The organism is Tistrella mobilis (assembly GCF_039634785.1).
GTDB lineage: Bacteria > Pseudomonadota > Alphaproteobacteria > Tistrellales > Tistrellaceae > Tistrella > Tistrella mobilis.
In genome coordinates this window covers 17,107-34,087 of the sequence record NZ_JBBIAB010000003.1, presented here as the reverse complement: position 1 = coordinate 34,087, position 16,981 = coordinate 17,107, and the positions used below count along the sequence as shown (strand labels likewise).

The 16,981-nt window shown below is 67.0% G+C and carries 20 protein-coding genes and 1 tRNA gene; 13 read left to right on the top strand and 8 right to left on the bottom strand.

Going from position 1 to position 16,981, the window contains the following annotated elements:
- The first annotated feature begins 207 nt into the window (after nucleotides 1-207).
- From WI697_RS05135 to WI697_RS05115, 5 genes are all read left to right on the top strand, one after another.
- Nucleotides 208-540 carry a HesB/IscA family protein gene (locus WI697_RS05135; protein WP_062767327.1) on the top strand — a complete coding sequence of 111 codons (333 nt, stop codon included), beginning with the start codon at nucleotides 208-210 and terminating at the stop codon, nucleotides 538-540.
- 250 nt (nucleotides 541-790) lie between these two features.
- Nucleotides 791-1,123, top strand: a complete 333-nt coding sequence (locus WI697_RS05130) for a ferredoxin family 2Fe-2S iron-sulfur cluster binding protein (protein ID WP_062767329.1) — start codon at nucleotides 791-793, stop codon at nucleotides 1,121-1,123.
- Nucleotides 1,124-1,286: 163 nt separating this feature from the next.
- A complete protein-coding gene (tenA, locus tag WI697_RS05125; protein ID WP_062767331.1) occupies nucleotides 1,287-2,009 on the top strand; it encodes a thiaminase II in 723 nt (240 codons plus the stop codon).
- A gap of 51 nt (nucleotides 2,010-2,060) precedes the next feature.
- Nucleotides 2,061-3,212 carry a tRNA 2-thiouridine(34) synthase MnmA gene (gene mnmA, locus WI697_RS05120; RefSeq protein ID WP_062767333.1) on the top strand — a complete coding sequence of 384 codons (1,152 nt, stop codon included), beginning with the start codon at nucleotides 2,061-2,063 and terminating at the stop codon, nucleotides 3,210-3,212.
- Nucleotides 3,213-3,349: 137 nt separating this feature from the next.
- Nucleotides 3,350-3,928 carry a DUF2799 domain-containing protein gene (locus tag WI697_RS05115; protein ID WP_345957680.1) on the top strand — a complete coding sequence of 193 codons (579 nt, stop codon included), beginning with the start codon at nucleotides 3,350-3,352 and terminating at the stop codon, nucleotides 3,926-3,928.
- Between the two features lie 4 nt (nucleotides 3,929-3,932).
- Here WI697_RS05115 and WI697_RS05110 read toward each other — a convergent pair whose 3' ends face one another.
- The 4 genes from WI697_RS05110 to WI697_RS05095 all read right to left on the bottom strand — a co-directional run bounded on the left by WI697_RS05110 (nucleotide 3,933) and on the right by WI697_RS05095 (nucleotide 7,707).
- Nucleotides 3,933-5,441: a tripartite tricarboxylate transporter permease gene (locus tag WI697_RS05110; RefSeq protein ID WP_345957679.1), complete on the bottom strand. Its 1,509-nt coding sequence runs from the start codon at nucleotides 5,439-5,441 to the stop codon at nucleotides 3,933-3,935.
- A gap of 15 nt (nucleotides 5,442-5,456) precedes the next feature.
- Complete coding sequence (locus WI697_RS05105) at nucleotides 5,457-5,894, bottom strand: tripartite tricarboxylate transporter TctB family protein (protein WP_345957678.1); 438 nt, start codon at nucleotides 5,892-5,894, stop codon at nucleotides 5,457-5,459.
- Between the two features lies 1 nt (nucleotide 5,895).
- A complete protein-coding gene (locus tag WI697_RS05100; protein WP_345957677.1) occupies nucleotides 5,896-6,852 on the bottom strand; it encodes a tripartite tricarboxylate transporter substrate binding protein in 957 nt (318 codons plus the stop codon).
- Nucleotides 6,853-6,975: 123 nt separating this feature from the next.
- Nucleotides 6,976-7,707: a GntR family transcriptional regulator gene (locus WI697_RS05095; RefSeq protein ID WP_062767343.1), complete on the bottom strand. Its 732-nt coding sequence runs from the start codon at nucleotides 7,705-7,707 to the stop codon at nucleotides 6,976-6,978.
- Between the two features lie 87 nt (nucleotides 7,708-7,794).
- Between WI697_RS05095 and WI697_RS05090 the strand changes: the two genes are divergently transcribed.
- From WI697_RS05090 to WI697_RS05075, 4 genes are all read left to right on the top strand, one after another.
- Nucleotides 7,795-8,613, top strand: a complete 819-nt coding sequence (locus WI697_RS05090) for an amidohydrolase family protein (RefSeq protein ID WP_345957676.1) — start codon at nucleotides 7,795-7,797, stop codon at nucleotides 8,611-8,613.
- 76 nt (nucleotides 8,614-8,689) lie between these two features.
- A tRNA-Met gene (locus tag WI697_RS05085) sits at nucleotides 8,690-8,764 on the top strand.
- A gap of 186 nt (nucleotides 8,765-8,950) precedes the next feature.
- Nucleotides 8,951-9,178 carry a hypothetical protein gene (locus tag WI697_RS05080; RefSeq protein ID WP_345957674.1) on the top strand — a complete coding sequence of 76 codons (228 nt, stop codon included), beginning with the start codon at nucleotides 8,951-8,953 and terminating at the stop codon, nucleotides 9,176-9,178.
- Between the two features lie 229 nt (nucleotides 9,179-9,407).
- A complete protein-coding gene (locus tag WI697_RS05075) occupies nucleotides 9,408-9,638 on the top strand; it encodes a hypothetical protein (RefSeq protein WP_345957673.1) in 231 nt (76 codons plus the stop codon).
- 168 nt (nucleotides 9,639-9,806) lie between these two features.
- Here WI697_RS05075 and WI697_RS05070 read toward each other — a convergent pair whose 3' ends face one another.
- The 4 genes from WI697_RS05070 to WI697_RS05055 form a co-directional block, all read right to left on the bottom strand.
- The gene (locus WI697_RS05070) at nucleotides 9,807-10,154 is read right to left on the bottom strand and encodes a helix-turn-helix domain-containing protein (RefSeq protein WP_345957672.1); all 348 of its coding nucleotides are present in this window, start codon (nucleotides 10,152-10,154) and stop codon (nucleotides 9,807-9,809) included.
- Entirely contained in the window at nucleotides 10,145-10,414 is a 270-nt protein-coding gene (locus WI697_RS05065) for a BrnT family toxin (protein ID WP_345957671.1), read from the bottom strand. Before WI697_RS05065 ends, WI697_RS05070 begins: the two co-directional genes overlap by 10 nt.
- 338 nt (nucleotides 10,415-10,752) lie before the next feature.
- Entirely contained in the window at nucleotides 10,753-11,085 is a 333-nt protein-coding gene (locus WI697_RS05060) for a four-helix bundle copper-binding protein (protein WP_345957670.1), read from the bottom strand.
- Between the two features lie 80 nt (nucleotides 11,086-11,165).
- Nucleotides 11,166-11,678 carry a MarR family winged helix-turn-helix transcriptional regulator gene (locus WI697_RS05055; protein WP_345957669.1) on the bottom strand — a complete coding sequence of 171 codons (513 nt, stop codon included), beginning with the start codon at nucleotides 11,676-11,678 and terminating at the stop codon, nucleotides 11,166-11,168.
- Nucleotides 11,679-11,893: 215 nt separating this feature from the next.
- Between WI697_RS05055 and WI697_RS05050 the strand changes: the two genes are divergently transcribed.
- From WI697_RS05050 to WI697_RS05035, 4 genes are all read left to right on the top strand, one after another.
- Nucleotides 11,894-13,126, top strand: a complete 1,233-nt coding sequence (locus WI697_RS05050; protein WP_345957668.1) for an ABC transporter substrate-binding protein — start codon at nucleotides 11,894-11,896, stop codon at nucleotides 13,124-13,126.
- 20 nt (nucleotides 13,127-13,146) lie between these two features.
- Entirely contained in the window at nucleotides 13,147-14,094 is a 948-nt protein-coding gene (locus WI697_RS05045; protein ID WP_345957667.1) for an alpha/beta hydrolase family protein, read from the top strand.
- 322 nt (nucleotides 14,095-14,416) lie between these two features.
- Nucleotides 14,417-16,120: an MFS transporter gene (locus WI697_RS05040; protein WP_345957874.1), complete on the top strand. Its 1,704-nt coding sequence runs from the start codon at nucleotides 14,417-14,419 to the stop codon at nucleotides 16,118-16,120.
- Between the two features lie 192 nt (nucleotides 16,121-16,312).
- A complete protein-coding gene (locus WI697_RS05035; RefSeq protein ID WP_345957666.1) occupies nucleotides 16,313-16,966 on the top strand; it encodes a response regulator transcription factor in 654 nt (217 codons plus the stop codon).
- Nucleotides 16,967-16,981: the final 15 nt, after the last annotated feature.

The window sequence follows — 16,981 nt, the reverse complement described above, 5'->3', positions numbered from 1 at the left end:
CCGAAGGGGCAGGGCTCCCTTTCCGGAGACGGGCCTCATTTCCGGAGACGGGAATTTTGCCCTCTTTCATCCGGCCGGCGAGCGATTATGTTAGAGTTCAAAGGCCACGTCGCCCGGAATCCGTCGGGCGCGAGGGTCGGGCGGTCGTCAACGTATCGGTTTCGTTCGCGGCCGTCGCATGCAGGTCACAGCAAGGAGGTCCAGCCGATGCCCATGCCGGCACTGCGCATTACCGATGCCGCCGCCGACAGGCTGCGCGGCCTGATGGCCGACAAGGATGGTGTGGTCGGCATCCGCGTGGGCGTGAAGACCGCCGGGTGCTCGGGGCTCGCCTATACCATGGAAATGGCCGACGACGTCGCCAAGCATGACGAGGTGATCGAGGAGAAGGGCGTCCGCATCCTGATCGATCCCAAGGCGATCCTGTTCCTGATCGGCACCGAGATGGATTGGGAAGAGGACAAGCTTCAGGCCGGTTTCGTATTCCGGAACCCGAACGAGAAGGGTCGCTGCGGCTGCGGCGAGAGCTTCCACGTCTGATCGCCGGCCCGCCCGACGGCACCTAGCAACAGTTGAGTCGAAAACGGGTCATTCACTATAGGTTGAATGTCCGGAAGATCCGGCATAGTCTGGCGATGGTCGCAGGCGCAAGTGCCCGCGGGCTCGGAGAGTTTCGGGCTTGCCCTCGGCGATGGAATGCGGTTCAACGAAGCCGAGCGAGCTTGCCGCCGCGGGCGTGGAGCCCGTCCGGGTCCGTGCGGCGGACACGAGGGACGAGAGAAGAAACGCGATGCCCAAGATCACCTTCATCGAGCGTGACGGCAACCGCCGCGAAGTCGAGGCGCCCGTCGGCCTGTCGATCCTCGAGATCGCCCACCGCAACAGTATCGATATCGAGGGCGCCTGCGAAGGATCGCTGGCCTGCTCCACCTGCCATGTGATCGTGGCACCCGAAGATTTCGAGCGTCTGCCCGACGCGGCGGAAGAGGAAGAGGACATGCTCGACCTCGCCTGGGGCCTGACCAAGACCTCGCGCCTCGGCTGCCAGATCATCATCACCGAAGAGCTGGACGGCCTGACCGTCTCGCTGCCGAGTGAGGTCCACAACGCGCTGATCGACTGATCGGGACCGCGCGTTCTGGCATTTGAGACTTTGAGGACGCCGCCGGTTCTGCCGGCGGCGTTTTCGCATGGCCGGGATGTCCCGTCCGGGGCTGGCCAGGTCCGGCTGGCGCGGCTAGTCTGCGGGCCCTGCCTCCTGCCGCACCGCCCAGAGGAGATCCGGAATGCTCGACGACCTGCCGGCCGGCCATGGCCTGTTCGCCGAAGACGGGCTGATCGCCCGGCTGCGCGATCTGACCCGCACCGACTGGGAGGCCTATATCGGCCATGATTTCGTGCGCGGGCTGGGCCGGGGCGACCTGCCGCGGCCGGCCTTCCGGCATTATCTGATCCAGGACTATCTGTTCCTGATCCAGTTCGCGCGGGCCTATGCGCTCGCCGCCTTCAAGGCCGAGACGCTGGACGACATGCGCGCCGCGGCCGAGACCCTGCGCGGCCTGACCGATACCGAGATGAAGCTGCATGTCCGGACCTGCGCCGGCTGGGGGCTGACGGAAGCGCAGATGGCGGCGACGCCCGAGGATCTGCCGACCATCGCCTACACCCGCTTTGTGATCGATGCCGGACTGAAGGGCGACCTGCTCGACCTGCTGGTGGCGCTGTCGCCCTGCGTGGTCGGCTATGGCGAGATCGGGCTGCGCCTGAAGGCGGCCGCGGCGGCACTGCCCGAAGGCGATGCGTATCGCGACTGGATCGAGGCCTATTCGGGCGAGGAATATCTGGCGATCGCCCGGGCCGCCGCCGACCAGATCGACCGGGTCTGGCGCGAGCGCGGCGCCGAGGCGCGGCTGCCGGCCCTGACCGGACTTTTCGCCGCCGCCAGCCGCCTGGAAGCCGCGTTCTGGCAAATGGGACTGGACGCGGCCGCCCGCGCGACCGACATCTGAAGGCATGCAGAGCCTCCGCCCTTCGAAACCGGCTAAGGAAAGACACGGCAGATGAACAGCCTCGGCCTCGACAAGCCCGCCGCCGCCACGCGGGTGGTGGTCGCCATGTCGGGCGGCGTCGACAGCTCGGTGACGGCCGCGATGCTGAAGGCCGAGGGCTATGACGTCGTCGGTGTCACCCTGCAGCTTTATGATCACGGCATGGCGGTGGAAAAGGCGGGTGCCTGCTGTGCCGGCCGCGACATCCGCGACGCCCGGGCGGTGGCGGAAAAGCTCGGCATCCCGCATTACGTGCTGGATTACGAGCAGCGTTTCCGCGCGGCGGTGATCGATGATTTCGCAGAGAGCTATCTGGCCGGCGAGACGCCGATCCCCTGCGTGCGCTGCAACGAGCGGGTGAAGTTCCGGGACCTGCTCGACACAGCCCTCGACCTGGATGCCGACCTGCTGGTCACCGGCCATTACGCCCGGCTGACCACGGGCGCCGATGGCGGGCCGGCCCTGCTGCGCGGCCGCGACCCGGCCCGCGACCAGAGCTATTTCCTGTTCGCGATCACCAAGCAACGGCTCGCCCGGCTGCGCTTTCCGCTGGGCGACATGGAAAAGCCGAAGGTGCGGGCGCTCGCCGCCGAATACGGGCTGGTGGTGGCCGCCAAGCCCGACAGCCAGGACATCTGCTTCGTGCCGTCCGGCCGCTATGCCGAAACCGTGCGCAAGCTCGCCCCGGCCGCCGAGGCCCCGGGCGAGATCGTCCATGCGGTGACCGGCGAGGTGCTGGGCGCGCATGAAGGCGTCTATCGCTACACCATCGGCCAGCGCCGCGGGCTGAAGCTCGATCGCGGCGGCCCTGAGCCGCTTTATGTGGTGCGGCTGGATGCGGTGCGCCGGCGGGTGATCGTGGGACCGGGCCATCTTCTGGGCCATCACGAGGTGGCGGTCAGCGATGTGCACTGGCTGGGCGAGGGCGATCTGCCGCCGGCAGAGGGGCTGCGCATCCAGGCGCGGATCCGCTCTACCGTCGAGCCGGCAGCGGCCCGGCTGACGGTCACGGCCGATGCGGCGGGCGGGCTGACGGCGAGCGTGGTGTTCGACGACCCGCAGCGCGCGGTCGCCCCGGGCCAGGCCTGCGTGTTCTATCAGGGAGACCGCGTGCTGGGCGGCGGCTGGATCACCGGCGCCGTCGACGGCCAGGTCGCCGCCTGACGGCAGGTTGACAGCGGTTTGCCCCCGAGCGGCCGGGGAAGTGCCGGGCAACGGATGCGGTGCTATAAGCGCGCTGCGGGCCCTGCCGCCCGCGACCGGCCCCGGTCGGGGGACGATGCCCTGGAAGACGCTGACCCATGATGAATGCCCGGACCTTCTTCACCCCCGCCAGGCTGATCAGGCGCTGTCTGATCCTGCTTGCCCTGCTGGCCGCTCCGCTGGTCGTGTCTGCCTGCGCCAGCATGAGCGAGGACGAGTGCCGCGTGGCCGACTGGCAGCGCACCGGCTATGCCGACGGCGCCGCCGGCGAGGACCAGGACACGATCGCGAGCTATACCAGCGACTGCGCCAAGGCGGGTGTGCGCCCCGATGCCAAGGCCTGGCGGGCCGGCTGGGACCAGGGCATCAAGACCTATTGCACCCCGGCCCGCGGCTGGGAAGAGGGCGTGGACGGCAATTCCTGGAAGAGCGATGTCTGCCGCGGCCAGCCCCAGGGCGCCGCGTTCGAACGGGCGCTCCGCGACGGGCTGAAGGTCTCCGAAACGCGCCGCGACCTCCAGAACAATGATTTCCGGATCAACGAACTGGAGCGCAAGCTGCAGAAGGCGCAGAAGGATGACGAGCGCCGCAGCCTGCGCGACCAGATCCGCAATCTCGACCGCCAGCAGTCGACCCTGCGCGATCTTCTGTCGCGTCAGGAGAAGCTGAAGCCCTGAGGCGTCAACGGTCGCTGCGGCGGGCACTCTGGCGGCGGCTGGGCTTCAGGCGCCGCAGCAGCGGCCAGAGAATGAAGCCCACGGTCGCCGCGGCGATGACCATCGACAGCGGGCTCGACACCAGGTGCAGGGGGTCGCCACGTCCGATCAGCAGGGCGCGGCGCACCCCCTGTTCCGCCATCGGGCCCAGGATCATGCCGAGCACGATGGGGGCGAGCGGCACCTCCAGCTTCTCCAGCAGATAGCCGGCAAGGCCTGCGCCGAACATCAGCCAGAGATCCACCACCCGGCCGTTGATGACATAGACGCCAACCGCCATCAGCACCAGGATGGTCGGGACCAGCATCACCCCCGGCAGGCGCTGGACCTGGGCGAAGACCCGGGTGGCGGCGGCACCGCCCACCGCCAGGATCAGCACCGAGGTCACCAGCATCTGCACCATGAAGCCGCCGACCAGATCCGGCGCCTGGTGGAAAAGCTGCGGGCCCGGCTGCAGGCCGTGGATCAGCAGCGCGCCCAGCACCAGGGCCGCCACCACATTGCCCGGAATGCCCAGGGTGAGCGCCGGGATCATCGAGGCGGCATTGTCGGCATTGTTGCCGCATTCGGCCGCCGCCACGCCCTCGGGCGCGCCCTTGCCGAAACGGTCGGGGTCGCGGGCGCGGTTCTTGGCCGCGTTGTAGGACAGAAAGGCGGCGATGTTGCCGCCGGCGCCGGGCAGAATGCCGACCGCGATGCCGATCAGCGACGAGCGGATCCAGGTTGGCACCAGGGCCAGCACCTCGGCGCGGCCGAGCCGGACGCGGGCGAGGCGGAGCGCGCTGGCCGGCAGGCCCTTGAGATCCGCGGCCTCCGCCAGCTGCAGCACCGGCGGCAGGGCGTAGAGGCCGACCAGGATCACGATCAGGTCCAGCCCGCCCAGCAGCCAGGGCTGATCGAAGGTGAAGCGCGAGCTGCCCGAAAGCTGGTCGAGCCCGACCGTTCCCAGCAACAGCCCCAGCACCGAGGCGATGAGGCCCTTCAGCGCATCGCGGCCGACCATCACGCCGACCGAGGCCATGCCGAACATGGCGATCCAGAAATACTCCGCCGGGCCGAAATAGAGCGTGCCGCGGGCAAGCAGCGGGCCAAGCGTCATCAGCGCGATCGCCGAGGCGGTGCCGCCGATGGCGGAGGACCAGCAGGCGATCTTGAGCGCCTTGGCCGCCTCGCCGCGCTGGGCCATGGGATGGCCGTCGAAGGTGGTGGCGATGGCGGCCGGCGTGCCCGGGATGCGCAGCAGGATCGCCGGGATCGCGCCGCCATACATGGAGCCGTTATAGATGCCGGCGACCATGCCCAGCGCCACCAGCGGGTCCATGGAATAGGTGAGCGGCAGCAGCAGGGCGATGGCCATGACCGGGTTCAGCCCGGGCAGGGCGCCGATGAACACGCCGAGCAGCGAGGCGCCGAGCATGGCGAGGAGCGGGCCGGCCGCGAACACGCCCGACAGGATCTGGAGGATGATGTCCATGGGGGTGCGGAAACCTCAGCCGGGGCGGAACCAGATTTCGGGCGGCAGCGGCTTGTTCAGCACCATCGAGAACACCAGCCAGACCGCCGCGGTGAAGATGACGGTGCCAAGCGCGACCAGCACCGGCCGGCGCAGGCCCAGCGCCACGGGCATGATCGCGACCGCGAGCGCCGAGGCGGTGTAGAAGCCGAGCACCGGCACCAGGGCCAGATAGGCGGCGCCCATGGCGCTGGTGCCGATCAGCCGGGGGGCGTGGATGGCCAGCGGTCGCGGCTTCCGGCTGCCCCGGACCGCCGCACGGACGGCCAGGGCCAGACCGAGCACTGCAAGCACGATCCCGAGCGCCAGGGGGTAGTGGCCCGAGGCACCGCGATAGCCTGAGGCCTCGAGGCCCGCGAACCCGCCGAGGGCGGCGAGGACGAGGCCGAGGACGACGTCCTGCCGCCGCTCCATCTCAGTTGCCCAGGCCCAGCGCCTTGGCCACACGGGCAAGGGCGTCGTATTCGCCCTGCAGCCGGGCCGCCAGCGCCTCACCGGTCACGACATTGGGGATCTCGCCGCGGGTTGCCAGGAACTCGACATATTCAGGCGTGTTCACCGCCTCCTGGATCGCCCGGGTCAGGATCTCGACCTCGGCCGGATCCATGCCCTTGGGGCCCATGATCGCCCGCCAGAGCAGGGTCTCTTCACTGCCGAGCCCCAGAGAGGCGAGACCGGCGGCATCGGGCAGGGCCGCGACCGGCGCGGCCGAGGTGACGATCAGGCACCTGGCCTCTCCCGACTGGACGTAAGGGATGACCGGCGAGATCGAGCCGCCATAGATGTCGACATGGCCGCCCAGGAAGTTCTGCAGGGTTTCACCGGCGCCGCCGAAGGGGATGGCCACCGCCTTCACGCCCTTGGCCTGGAAGATCCGCTCGGCGGCAAGCTGCATGGTGCCGCCGATGCCGTCATTGCCATAGGTGTATTTGTCGGGATGGGCGGCGAGTTCCGCCAGGAATTCGGCGCCGGTCGCAGCCGGGAAATCCGCCTTGACGCAGAGCGTATAGGCGGTTTCCGAGGTCGAGGCGATCGGCGTGAAGCTGGCCGCGTCATAGGCGACCTTCTGCACCTGCGGCACGGTGGTCAGCGGGCTGTTCCAGGTGGCGAGCAGGGCATAGCCGTCGGGCTTTGCGCGCAGGAACTGGGTGGCGCCGACTGCGCCGCCGCCGCCGGCCACGTTCAGGATGGCGATGCTGGTGCCGAGCTTCTCTTCCAGAAGGGTGGCGAGCTTGCGGGCGGCGGTGTCGGTGCCGCCGCCGGCAGGTGCCGGCACCGTCATCTCGATCGGCCGTTCGGGATAGGCGGCGAGCGCCGGCGACGAGGTGGCGAGCAGGCCGGCCATGGCGGCCGTGGTCACGAGCGTCTTCATTGTCGTCCCTCCCTGGACGTTGTCTTCTCTGGGGCGGCTTCCCGATATGTCTGGCCGGGCCTGCACGGCGGGCGCATCCGCGGGCGGGCGTGGGCGGCCAGAGGGCGGCCAGAGGGCGGTGATTCAGCCGATCCGGCTGCGGTAGCGGAAATTCAGCGCGTCGCCGCGGGCGATCCGCCATTCGACGGCGGTGCCGTCGATGGTGAAGGCGGTGCGTTCGATGCAGGCGACCGGCGCAGCTTCGGCGATGCCCAGCCGCGCCGCGGTGGTGGCGTCGGCCCGGCCGAAGCTGACATCGTCGATCGCGCGTGCGACGAAGACCCCGAAGCGGTCGTAATAAACCGGGTAGAGCAGGGGGCCGAGTTCGTGGGCGGGCAGGCTTTCCAGCCCCTCGAAACGATCGGCGCGGATGTAGATCTCCTCGGCCAGGATCGGCCGGCCCGAGAGCGAACGGACGCGTTCGATCCGGATGGTATCGGCCGTGCCCAGGATCGCCGCGACCGGCTCGGGCGCCGTCATCCGGACACGGGTGATCAGCTGGCTTTTCGGAATGCTGCGGGCATCCTCGCCCGGGCCTTGCATCTGAAAGAAGCGGAACAGCGTCGCGTCGAAGGCGGGCTTGCGCAGATAGGTTCCCGAGCCCTGGCGCCGTTCCAGCAGGCCTTCATCGACCAGCTGCTGCACGGCCTTGCGCACGGTACCCACCGACAGCCGGTGATCGCGGGCGAGCGCGTTTTCCGACGGCAGCGCACGGTCGGGGCCCCATTCCCCGGCGGCGATGCGGGCCGCCAGCTCGTCGCGCAGGCGCAGATAGGCCGGCAGCCGTTCATCGGACGGCATGGACTGATATGGCATCGCTCTGGTCTCCCTCTGCCTTCCTGCCTAAACCCTTTGACCCCTCAGGTCAACCAGTTCTATATAGAACTATATGATGGAGGCGAGATGATCGGTTTCGATGCGCATGTTCATGTCTACGATCAGGTGGCGGCCGTCGGCCGCGTGCGCTATCTGCCCGACCGGCCGGCACCTCTGGCGGGCTGGCTCGACCTGCTGGCGGCGCACGGCCTGAAAGGCGGGGTGATCGTTCAGGTCAGCTTTCTCGGAACCGACAACCGCATGATGCTGGACGCGCTGGAGCGGCTGGATCGCAGCCGCTTCGCCGGGGTGGCGGTCGTCGATACCGACGCGGCGGCCGGGGAGTTGAGCGGCCTGCGGGCGGCCGGGGTGCGCGGCCTGCGCTGGAACCTGGTGGCGGGCGCCCCCGTGCCCGACCCGGCCGATCCGGAAGTGCGGCGCTTTCTGGGGCGCATGCGCGATGCCGGGCTGCATCTGGAAATCCAGCTGGAAAGCAGCCGCCTGGCGCCGGTTCTGGCGCCGCTCGCCAGGGCGGCGGGCGGGCTGGTGATCGACCATCTGGGCCTGCCCGAGGCGGCGGACCCGGCCGCCGAGCCCTGGTTTCGGGCACTGGCCGCCCTGCCGTCGGATCATGGGGTTCATGTCAAGGCCAGCGCGCCCTATCGCAGCCGGGTGGCGGTGGACGGCCATGTCGCCTGGCTGGCGCAGCGGCTCGGCCCCGACCGCATCCTCTGGGGCAGCGACTGGCCCCATACCCGCCACGAGGCCCGGGCGGCGTATCGCGGTCTGCTCGACCGCCTGCCGCCCATCCTCGACGACGCGGCCGCCGCGGCCCGCCTCTACGGCCTGACCGCCACGACCGCGATCGGGGACCAGCCTGCCAAAAACCGTCACACCGCCCCTTGACAACCCGCCTGCCGATCCGCTATTTCACGCCCACCTGAGCGGCGGCGCCGAAGACGAACCGGCACCACCGCATTGCGGCGGGGTAGCTCAGTGGTAGAGCAGGGGACTCATAAGCCCTTGGTCGGGGGTTCAAATCCCTCCCTCGCTACCAATCAATGCAGTGCTACTGGCACTGTGGGAAAAGGCTCGATTGACGTTTCTGTCAGTCGGGCCTTTTTCCGTTTCGACGGTTGAGGTGCCAGGTGGATCGTCATTTTGCTGCCGCGTCAGGTCGAGATTGACGGCGTGGGACGGCGACGTCATCTATATGTGACGGACCCTGTAAGGGGAGGTGGCCATGAAAAACGGACGAAATCGCAAGCGGGCGGCCGGTGCCTTCGTGTCGGGGATGATGGCCGGGCTGACCGTCATGGGCTCGTTCGTCGCCGGCGCTCTGGCCCCGCCCGTCACCGGCAGATTCCAGAACATCCGCAATCCATCCGGCCCGGCATCCGACGTGAAGAATGTCGGTCGCGACATGTATGCGGCTTTCCGTCAGGTCAAGGCGCGTGACCAGGTCTCCTGACGCTGGTGGGAAACCGGAAGCTCGAACCGACGCACCTCAGGATCTTCCGCCTGAGGAGGGCGAACGGCTGAAGCGTATTGAGGCGGTCATCGAGGGGCTGCCGGCCGAGGAGCAAGTTGACTTCAGCTGAGGCACTCCGGTTGGCCTACGACGGCGGTTTTGCCTCTATATGCAACCAAAAGTAGATGATCCGTTGAATGCCTATGTAAAAACTGCAAGATGACAATAAATGACGAATGAAGAATTTGTGGCAATTGCTCGCGCCTTGTACGGAGCCAGCGGATGGCAGACAGCGTTTGCCGATGCTTCAGGATATTCCGTGCGGGCGATTAATCGCGTGGCTAGCGGCGCTGTGAAGGTGACGCGCAGTATGCGTGAGTCGCTTGTCCACGTCGCCGAACAGCGTGTCGCTGAGGTAAATGCCGCAGCTGAGTTGGCACGAAAGGCGGTGGGTGACTGAATAGATTAGAAAATTCAGTCGGTTATTGTAATTTGCTCGTGCTGTGGTGTCGATGGTATCGACCGGTCGCTACCAATTCCACAGGCGTCAAGATGGCTGTTGGGATAGGCTTGGCCACGGATTCGGGAGCATCTGCGATCCCGCAAGAACCTTCGGCGAGAGCACAGGTCACGCAGACTGCCGGAGAGCGCGCAGGGCCGCTTCGGGTTCGCGCTGCAGGATGATCATCAGGGCACGCCCGGCCGGATCGGGCGCCGTCCGGGCCTGTTCCCAGTTGCGCAGGGTCCCCAGGGGGATATGCAGGACGTCCGCGAACTGCTTCTGGGTCATGCCCAACCGGCGGCGGACGTCGCGCGGGTTCAGGAAGCGGAGGGTGTCGAGAGGGGCGTCCGGATCCTGTCCGTCTTCGATCATATGCCGGCGGAGGTCGGTTTCGGTGGTGGCATCTATCTTCGCCTGATCTACCTCCGCAGGTCGCGACATGATCTCGTCCAGCGTCATGCGGGTTATGGCCATAGCGACTGCTCCCTTCTGGTGGCGAGGCGGGCGGAGATGATCCGGATCGTGTCACCCCTCATGGTGTAGACAACGCAATAAAGTCGGCCGTCGACCATACCCAGGGCGCAGATGCGGTCCTCGTCATAGGTGAAGCGGTCATCGAGCCATTCGACGACGTGGCCGGAGAAGATCCTGGCGGCCTGGTCAAAACCAAAGCCGCGATCTCGCAGGTTCTTCTTGTGCTTGGCGTCGTCCCACTCAAACCGCGTGCGGCACATTATACGCTCTGAGCGTAGTTACCGTTAGTGGGAAGTTGATCAGTGCCAGGGAATGGCTCAAAGGGGGCAGGATGCGCTCTTGTATCATTTTAAATACTCGCAAAAATTGTATATATTAAAATGATAATATGAAAGCGATTGCTTTCCATTCGTGCAAGTTAATGAAGATATAAATCTAGATCACGTCGAAAAAATTGACGAGCTGAATCAGCAGCAGTCCGATGAAAAATTTCGGCACTGCTGCTGATTGACGGTGAAGGAGCCCGGACAGCATAAACCACCCGGGCCTTCTTCATCTCTGAACGATATTTATCTCATTTGGCGAGATGGCGTGACCCTCACGCCGCCATCGCCAGACACCGTTCGGCGCAATGGCGGCAGGCTGCGGCGCAGGCCTCCATGCCCTCCAGGTCGTTGCAGCTGCGGGCGCATTCCTGGCAGATCTCGGCGCATTCGCGGCAGACATGGCGGTGGTGGCGGGTGCCGGTCAGCATGAAATGGGCCGAGGTGCGGCAGATTTCCGCGCAGGCCATCATCAGGCGGAAATGTTCGGGCGCGACATGGCGGCCGCCGCTTTCCAGGCAATGGCCCATGGCAGTGCCCAGGCAGGACTGATAGCAGGCGAGACAGGCATCGATGCAGCGCTGCATCTCAGGCGTGATCCGGGTCATCGGGGGCTCCGTTGCAGGTTGCGGTTCGGGGACGCAACCGGCGCCGTCGCCATCGGTTCCGGAGGATGCGGGCTGCGGGGTCACCGCCAGACCGGCAGCTCCGCCGTCAGCCGGGTCAGCAGATGGTCGAGCTGCGCGCGCTCCTCGGGGCTCAACACTGCCAGCATTTCGGCCTCGCGCGCCTGGAACAGCGGCATCAGCCGGGCATAGAGGGCGCGGCCGGTCTCGGTCAGGTGCAGGAGCGCGCGGCGGGCATCCTCCGGGTCGGGGCTGCGGGTGATCAGGCCCTTGGCTTCCAGCAGGGCAGCGCCGCGGCTGACATTGTTGCGCGGCTGTTCGGTGAAATCGCAGATGTCGCGCGGGTTCAGCCCGTCCTGGTGGCTGAGACAGATCAGGATCGTCCATTCCGGGCGGGTCAGCCCGTGTTCCTGCTCGATCCGGCGCAGCAGCGGCGCCCGGTAGAAATTGGTCAGGAAAGCCAGGCGATAGGCCTGGCGGATCGGCACCGTGTCGAACAGACCGAAGAGTTTCAGATCGCGGACGAGGGGAGCCGTCTCCTCCATGTCGGTGGTGGTCTTCGACGGACGGGGCAAGGGCGGGCCTCCTGGTGGCAGCCTGGTCTGGCGGGGGTTTACAATTCGTCCCATATGGGAGGATTATGCTCCCCATGGCATCAGCGCTCCGCACGATAGCAGATCGGCGACCCGGCGCGAGATGCCCGACCACACAAGCCGAGCACACAAGAACGGGCCGGGCCTCTGCGCCCTGAAGCCCGCGGCGCCATGGCGCCGGAGCGGGAGGAAACCAGATGCGGAACAAGAGCAAGGCGGCCGGCGGCCGCCTGGCGGTGGTCCTGGCCGTGGTGGCGGGACTGATGGCCGTGGCCGGGCAGGCCGCGGCGGACGAGATGAAGCCGATCCGGATCGGCGTGCTGACCGATCTCGGCGGCGTTACCGCCGATGCGACCGGCAAGGGCTCGGTCGAGGCGGCGCGGCTGGCGGTCGAAGACATGGGCGGCAAGGTTGCCGGCCGTCCGGTCGAGGTGATCTCGGCCGACCATCAGCACAAGACCGATCTCGGCTCGTCGATCGCGCGTGAATGGTTCGATCAGGCCGGGGTCGACGTGATCGTCGACGTGCCCAATTCGGCTGTGGCGCTGGCGGTGCAGGAAATCGCCCGCGAAAAGAAGAAGATGGTGCTGTTCTCGGGCGCCGGCACCCCGGCGCTGACCGGCAAGTCGTGCTCGCCCTATGGCGTGCACTGGACCTACGACACCTATGCCCTCTCCAGGGGCACGGCCGGGGCGGTGGTGAAGGCCGGCGGCGACAGCTGGTTCATGATCGCGTCCGACTATGCCTTCGGCCATCAGCTGGCGCGCGATGCGGCAGCCGTGGTCACCGGCGCCGGCGGCCAGGTGGTGGGCGAGGTGTTCCATCCGCTGGCGACGGCGGACTTCTCGTCCTACCTGCTGCAGGCCCAGGCCTCGGGCGCGAAGGTGGTGGGCATCGCCAATGCCGGCGGCGACACGATCAACACCATCAAACAGGCCGGCGAATTCGGTCTGGTCGCGGGCGGCCAGAAGCTGGCGGCCCTGATCCTGATGCTGTCGGACATCCACGGTCTGGGGCTTCAGGCGGCGCAGGGCACCTATCTCACCACGCCGTCCTACTGGGATGTCGACGACCGCGCACGGGCGCTGTCGAAGCGCTATATGGAGCGGGTGGGCGCCATGCCCGGCATGCTTCAGGCCGGCGTTTATGGCGAGGTGCTGCACTATCTGAAGGCGGTGGATGCCGTGGGCGGCACCGATGCCGATGCGGTTTCGGCCAAGATGCGTGCGCTGCCGATCGACGATCCCTATAGCCGCAATGCCCGGCTGCGCGAAGATGGCCGGGTGGTGCGGGACATGTATCTGGCCCGGGTGAAGGCGCCGGCCGAATCCAAGGGCCCCTGGGACTATCTCGATATCGTGGCGACCATTCCCGGCGACCAGCTGGTCTGGCCGCTGTCGGAAAGCACCTGCCCGCTGGTGGCGAAGTGACCGAGGCCCGAGGCCACGAGATGGATCTCGCCTGCTTCCGCAGCTTTCGCTGCGGCGGCGGGCGGGTCGTCACCCGGGATGCGGCGCCTGAGCGGATCAATTTCTCGGCCGACACGCCCGATTTCGTGCACGACCCCAATGGCGCTGTCTTCGCCGATCAGGCCTATGTCCAGAGCTTCGTGCCGCGCAACGCCCGGCCCGGCGCGCTGCCGCTGGTTCTGGTCCATGGCGGCGCGCTGACCGGATCGATGTGGGAGACGACGCCCGACGGCCGGCCCGGCTGGTTGACCCGTTTCGTTCAGGCGGGGTTCACCACCCATGTCGTCGACGGGGTGGAGCGCGGCCGTGCCGGCTGGTGCGCGGTCGATGGCCACTGGCCGGGCCGGGCGATCATGCGCACCGACGAACAGGCCTGGACGCTCTATCGGCTGGGCGCTGCGGCAGACATGGCGGCACGGCGCCCCTTCCCGGGGCAGCGTTTCCCGATGGCGGGCTTCGACGACCTTTGCCGCAACCATGTGCCGCGCTGGCTGTCGACGGCGCCCCAGGCGCTGGCGGCGCTGATCGCGGTGATCGAAACCATCGGCCCCTGCATCCTGGTCGGCCACAGCCAGGGCGGCTGGTTCACCCATGCGGCGGCGGCGGCCAGACCGGATCTCGTCCGCGGCTGCATCGGCATCGAGCCCTCGGGCATGCCGGCGCTGCCCCAAGGCTGGTCGCCCCTGGGCCCCGACGGCCGGCCGCAGCGGCGCCTGCTGATGCTGGGCGATTTCGTCGACGAGACGCCGTTCTGGTCGTATCTGGCCGCCACCACCCGCAGCCATGTGGATCAGCTGAGGGCGGCCGGGGTGGAGGCGAGCCTGATGGACCTGCCGGCGATGGGCATCCGCGGCAATTCGCACATGCCGATGATGGATGACAATTCCGATGCGCTCGCCGATCTGCTGATCGGCTGGATCGCCGCCTGAGACCAGGCGCGCAATCTCCGGGTGAATGCCCCGGCAGGCATTTGTGCGCTGCGATGCGACGATATGTTGCGGCGCACAAGAATTCCTCTTTCATTTCAAGGGTCTGTATCGGATCTCACCCCGACCAAGGTCGGGGCTGCGTCCTTCGGCCGCGCGGCGCATCGTTTCACCATCGACCGGCCTGACGGGCGATGGGGAAGATCGAAGCATCCGGGTCCGCGGGAACGGCCCTGCTTCAGGATCGGCGTCAGGCAGCGTCTTCCAACGCAGAAAACGTCTGAGCAACGCCACGTTGCAGGGAGGATACATGGCCAACATATCCATGGCGGATACGGGCAAGGCCGCACCCATGACCAGCAAGGAGAAGAAGGTCATCTTCGCCTCCTCGCTGGGAACCGTGTTCGAGTGGTACGATTTCTACCTCTACGGCTCGCTGGCCGCGATCATCGCCAAACAGTTTTTCTCGGGCGTGAACGAGACGGCGGCGTACATTTTCGCACTGCTCGCCTTCGCCGCCGGCTTCGCCGTGCGTCCCTTCGGTGCGCTGGTTTTCGGCCGCCTGGGTGACCTGATCGGCCGCAAATACACCTTCCTCGTCACCATCCTGATCATGGGTGCCTCGACCTTCATCGTGGGCATCCTGCCGAATTACGCCACCATCGGCATCGCCGCACCGGTGATCCTGATCATCCTGCGCCTGCTGCAGGGCCTGGCGCTGGGTGGCGAATACGGCGGTGCGGCGACCTATGTCGCCGAACATGCCCCGAATGGCCGCCGCGGCGCCTATACCGCCTGGATCCAGACCACCGCGACGCTGGGCCTGTTCCTGTCGCTGCTGGTCATCCTGGGCTGCCGCGTGTCGATGTCGGCCGAGGCCTTCGAAAGCTGGGGCTGGCGCATTCCCTTCGTGATCTCGATCGTGCTGCTCGGCGTGTCGGTCTGGATCCGGATGATGCTGAACGAAAGCCCGGTCTTCCAGAAGATGAAGGAAGAGGGCAAGCATTCGAAGGCGCCGCTGACCGAGGCTTTCGGCAACTGGAAGAACCTCAAGATCGTCCTGCTGGCGCTGTTCGGCCTGGTCGCCGGTCAGGCGGTGGTCTGGTACACCGGCCAGTTCTATGCCCTGTTCTTCCTGCAGCAGACCCTGAAGATCGATCCGCAGGACGCCAACCTGATGATCGCCGCCGCCCTGCTGCTGGGCACGCCCTTCTTCGTGATCTTCGGCAGCCTGTCGGACCGCATCGGCCGCAAGCCGATCATCATGGTCGGCCTGGCGCTTGCGATCGTGACCTATTTCCCGATCTTCAAGGGCCTGACCCATTACGGCAACCCGGCGCTGGAACAGGCCGTGGCCAGCGCGCCGATCGTGGTCTATGCCGATCCGGAGAGCTGCAGCTTCCAGTTCAACCCGGTCGGCACGTCGAAATTCACCAGCAGCTGCGATATCGCCAAGTCGGCCCTGGTGAAGAAGGGCGCGCCCTATAGCAACGAGGCCGCCCCCGCCGGCACCATCGCCCAGATCCGTGTCGGCGATGTGGTGATCGACAGCTACGATGCATCGGGCGCCACGGGGAAGACCGAGGTCAACCTGCATGGCGGCGGCAGCCACGCCGCCCCGGTCGACCCGCAGTCCGCCGGCGCCGCCTTCAACAAGGCGCTTGGCGATGCCATGACCGCGGCCGGCTACCCCGCCAAGGCCGATCCGGCCCGGGTCAACCATGTGATGCTGATCGTGCTGCTGACCGTGCTGGTCATCTACGTGACCATGGTCTATGGCCCGATCGCGGCGATGCTGGTCGAGATGTTCCCGACCCGGATCCGCTATACCTCGATGTCGCTGCCCTATCACATCGGCAATGGCTGGTTCGGCGGCTTCCTGCCCACCACCAGCTTCGCCATCGTGGCCGCCACCGGCGACATCTATTCGGGCCTCTGGTACCCGATCGTGATCGCGGCGGCGACCCTGGTGATCGGCGTGCTCTTCGTCCGGGATACCAGGTCGGTGGACATCTACCAGCACGATTGAGCGACGCAACATACAGCCCAAGGGTGCGTGCTGCACCCGCGAATGGGGTATCATGGAACGGGCAGCTTCGGCTGTCCGTTTCAATTCATATGCAGACCGGCCTTGCGTCGGACAGAAACTTGCGCATGATCCTGCCTCATAAGGGTACGGCCAACGCAGCCGGATGCCCGGGACCCGAGGGGAGGGCGGGACATGTCGTATCGGATCCTGATCGCCGACGATCATCCGCTGATGCGGGCGGCACTCTGCCAGGCGGTGGCCGACAGCCTGCCCGGGGCGGAGACCATCCAGGCTTCGGAATTTTCGGGAGTCGAAACGGTGCTGGCCCGGGATGACGGCATCGACTGCGTGCTGCTGGACCTGCACATGCCGGGTATGAACGGGCTGATCGGCCTTGTGCTGCTGCGCAACGAACATCCGGCAATTCCGGTGATCGTGGTCTCGGCGATGGAGGATGCGGCCACCATCCGCCGGGCGATGCAGTACGGCGCCTCGGGCTTCGTGCCGAAATCGGCGCCGGTCGACCGGCTTGGTGCCGCGATCCGTGCGGTGATCGAGGGCCAGATCTGGCAGCCGGACACCGACGAGGCCGACACGGCCGAGGATGTCGACGTCGCCGACCGCATCGCCGGCCTGACCCCCCAGCAGCTGCGCGTGCTGGCCGGCATTGCCGAAGGCAAGCTCAACAAGCAGATCGCCTATGAAATGGGCGTGGTCGAAACCACGGTGAAGGCCCATGTGACGGTGATCCTGCGCCGCCTGGGCGTGGTGAGCCGCACCCAGGCCGCCATCCTGGCCGGCCGGCTGGCGCTGCATGCGACCGAGGTCGAGACGGCGGGCAGCTGACATCACCCGTAGCCG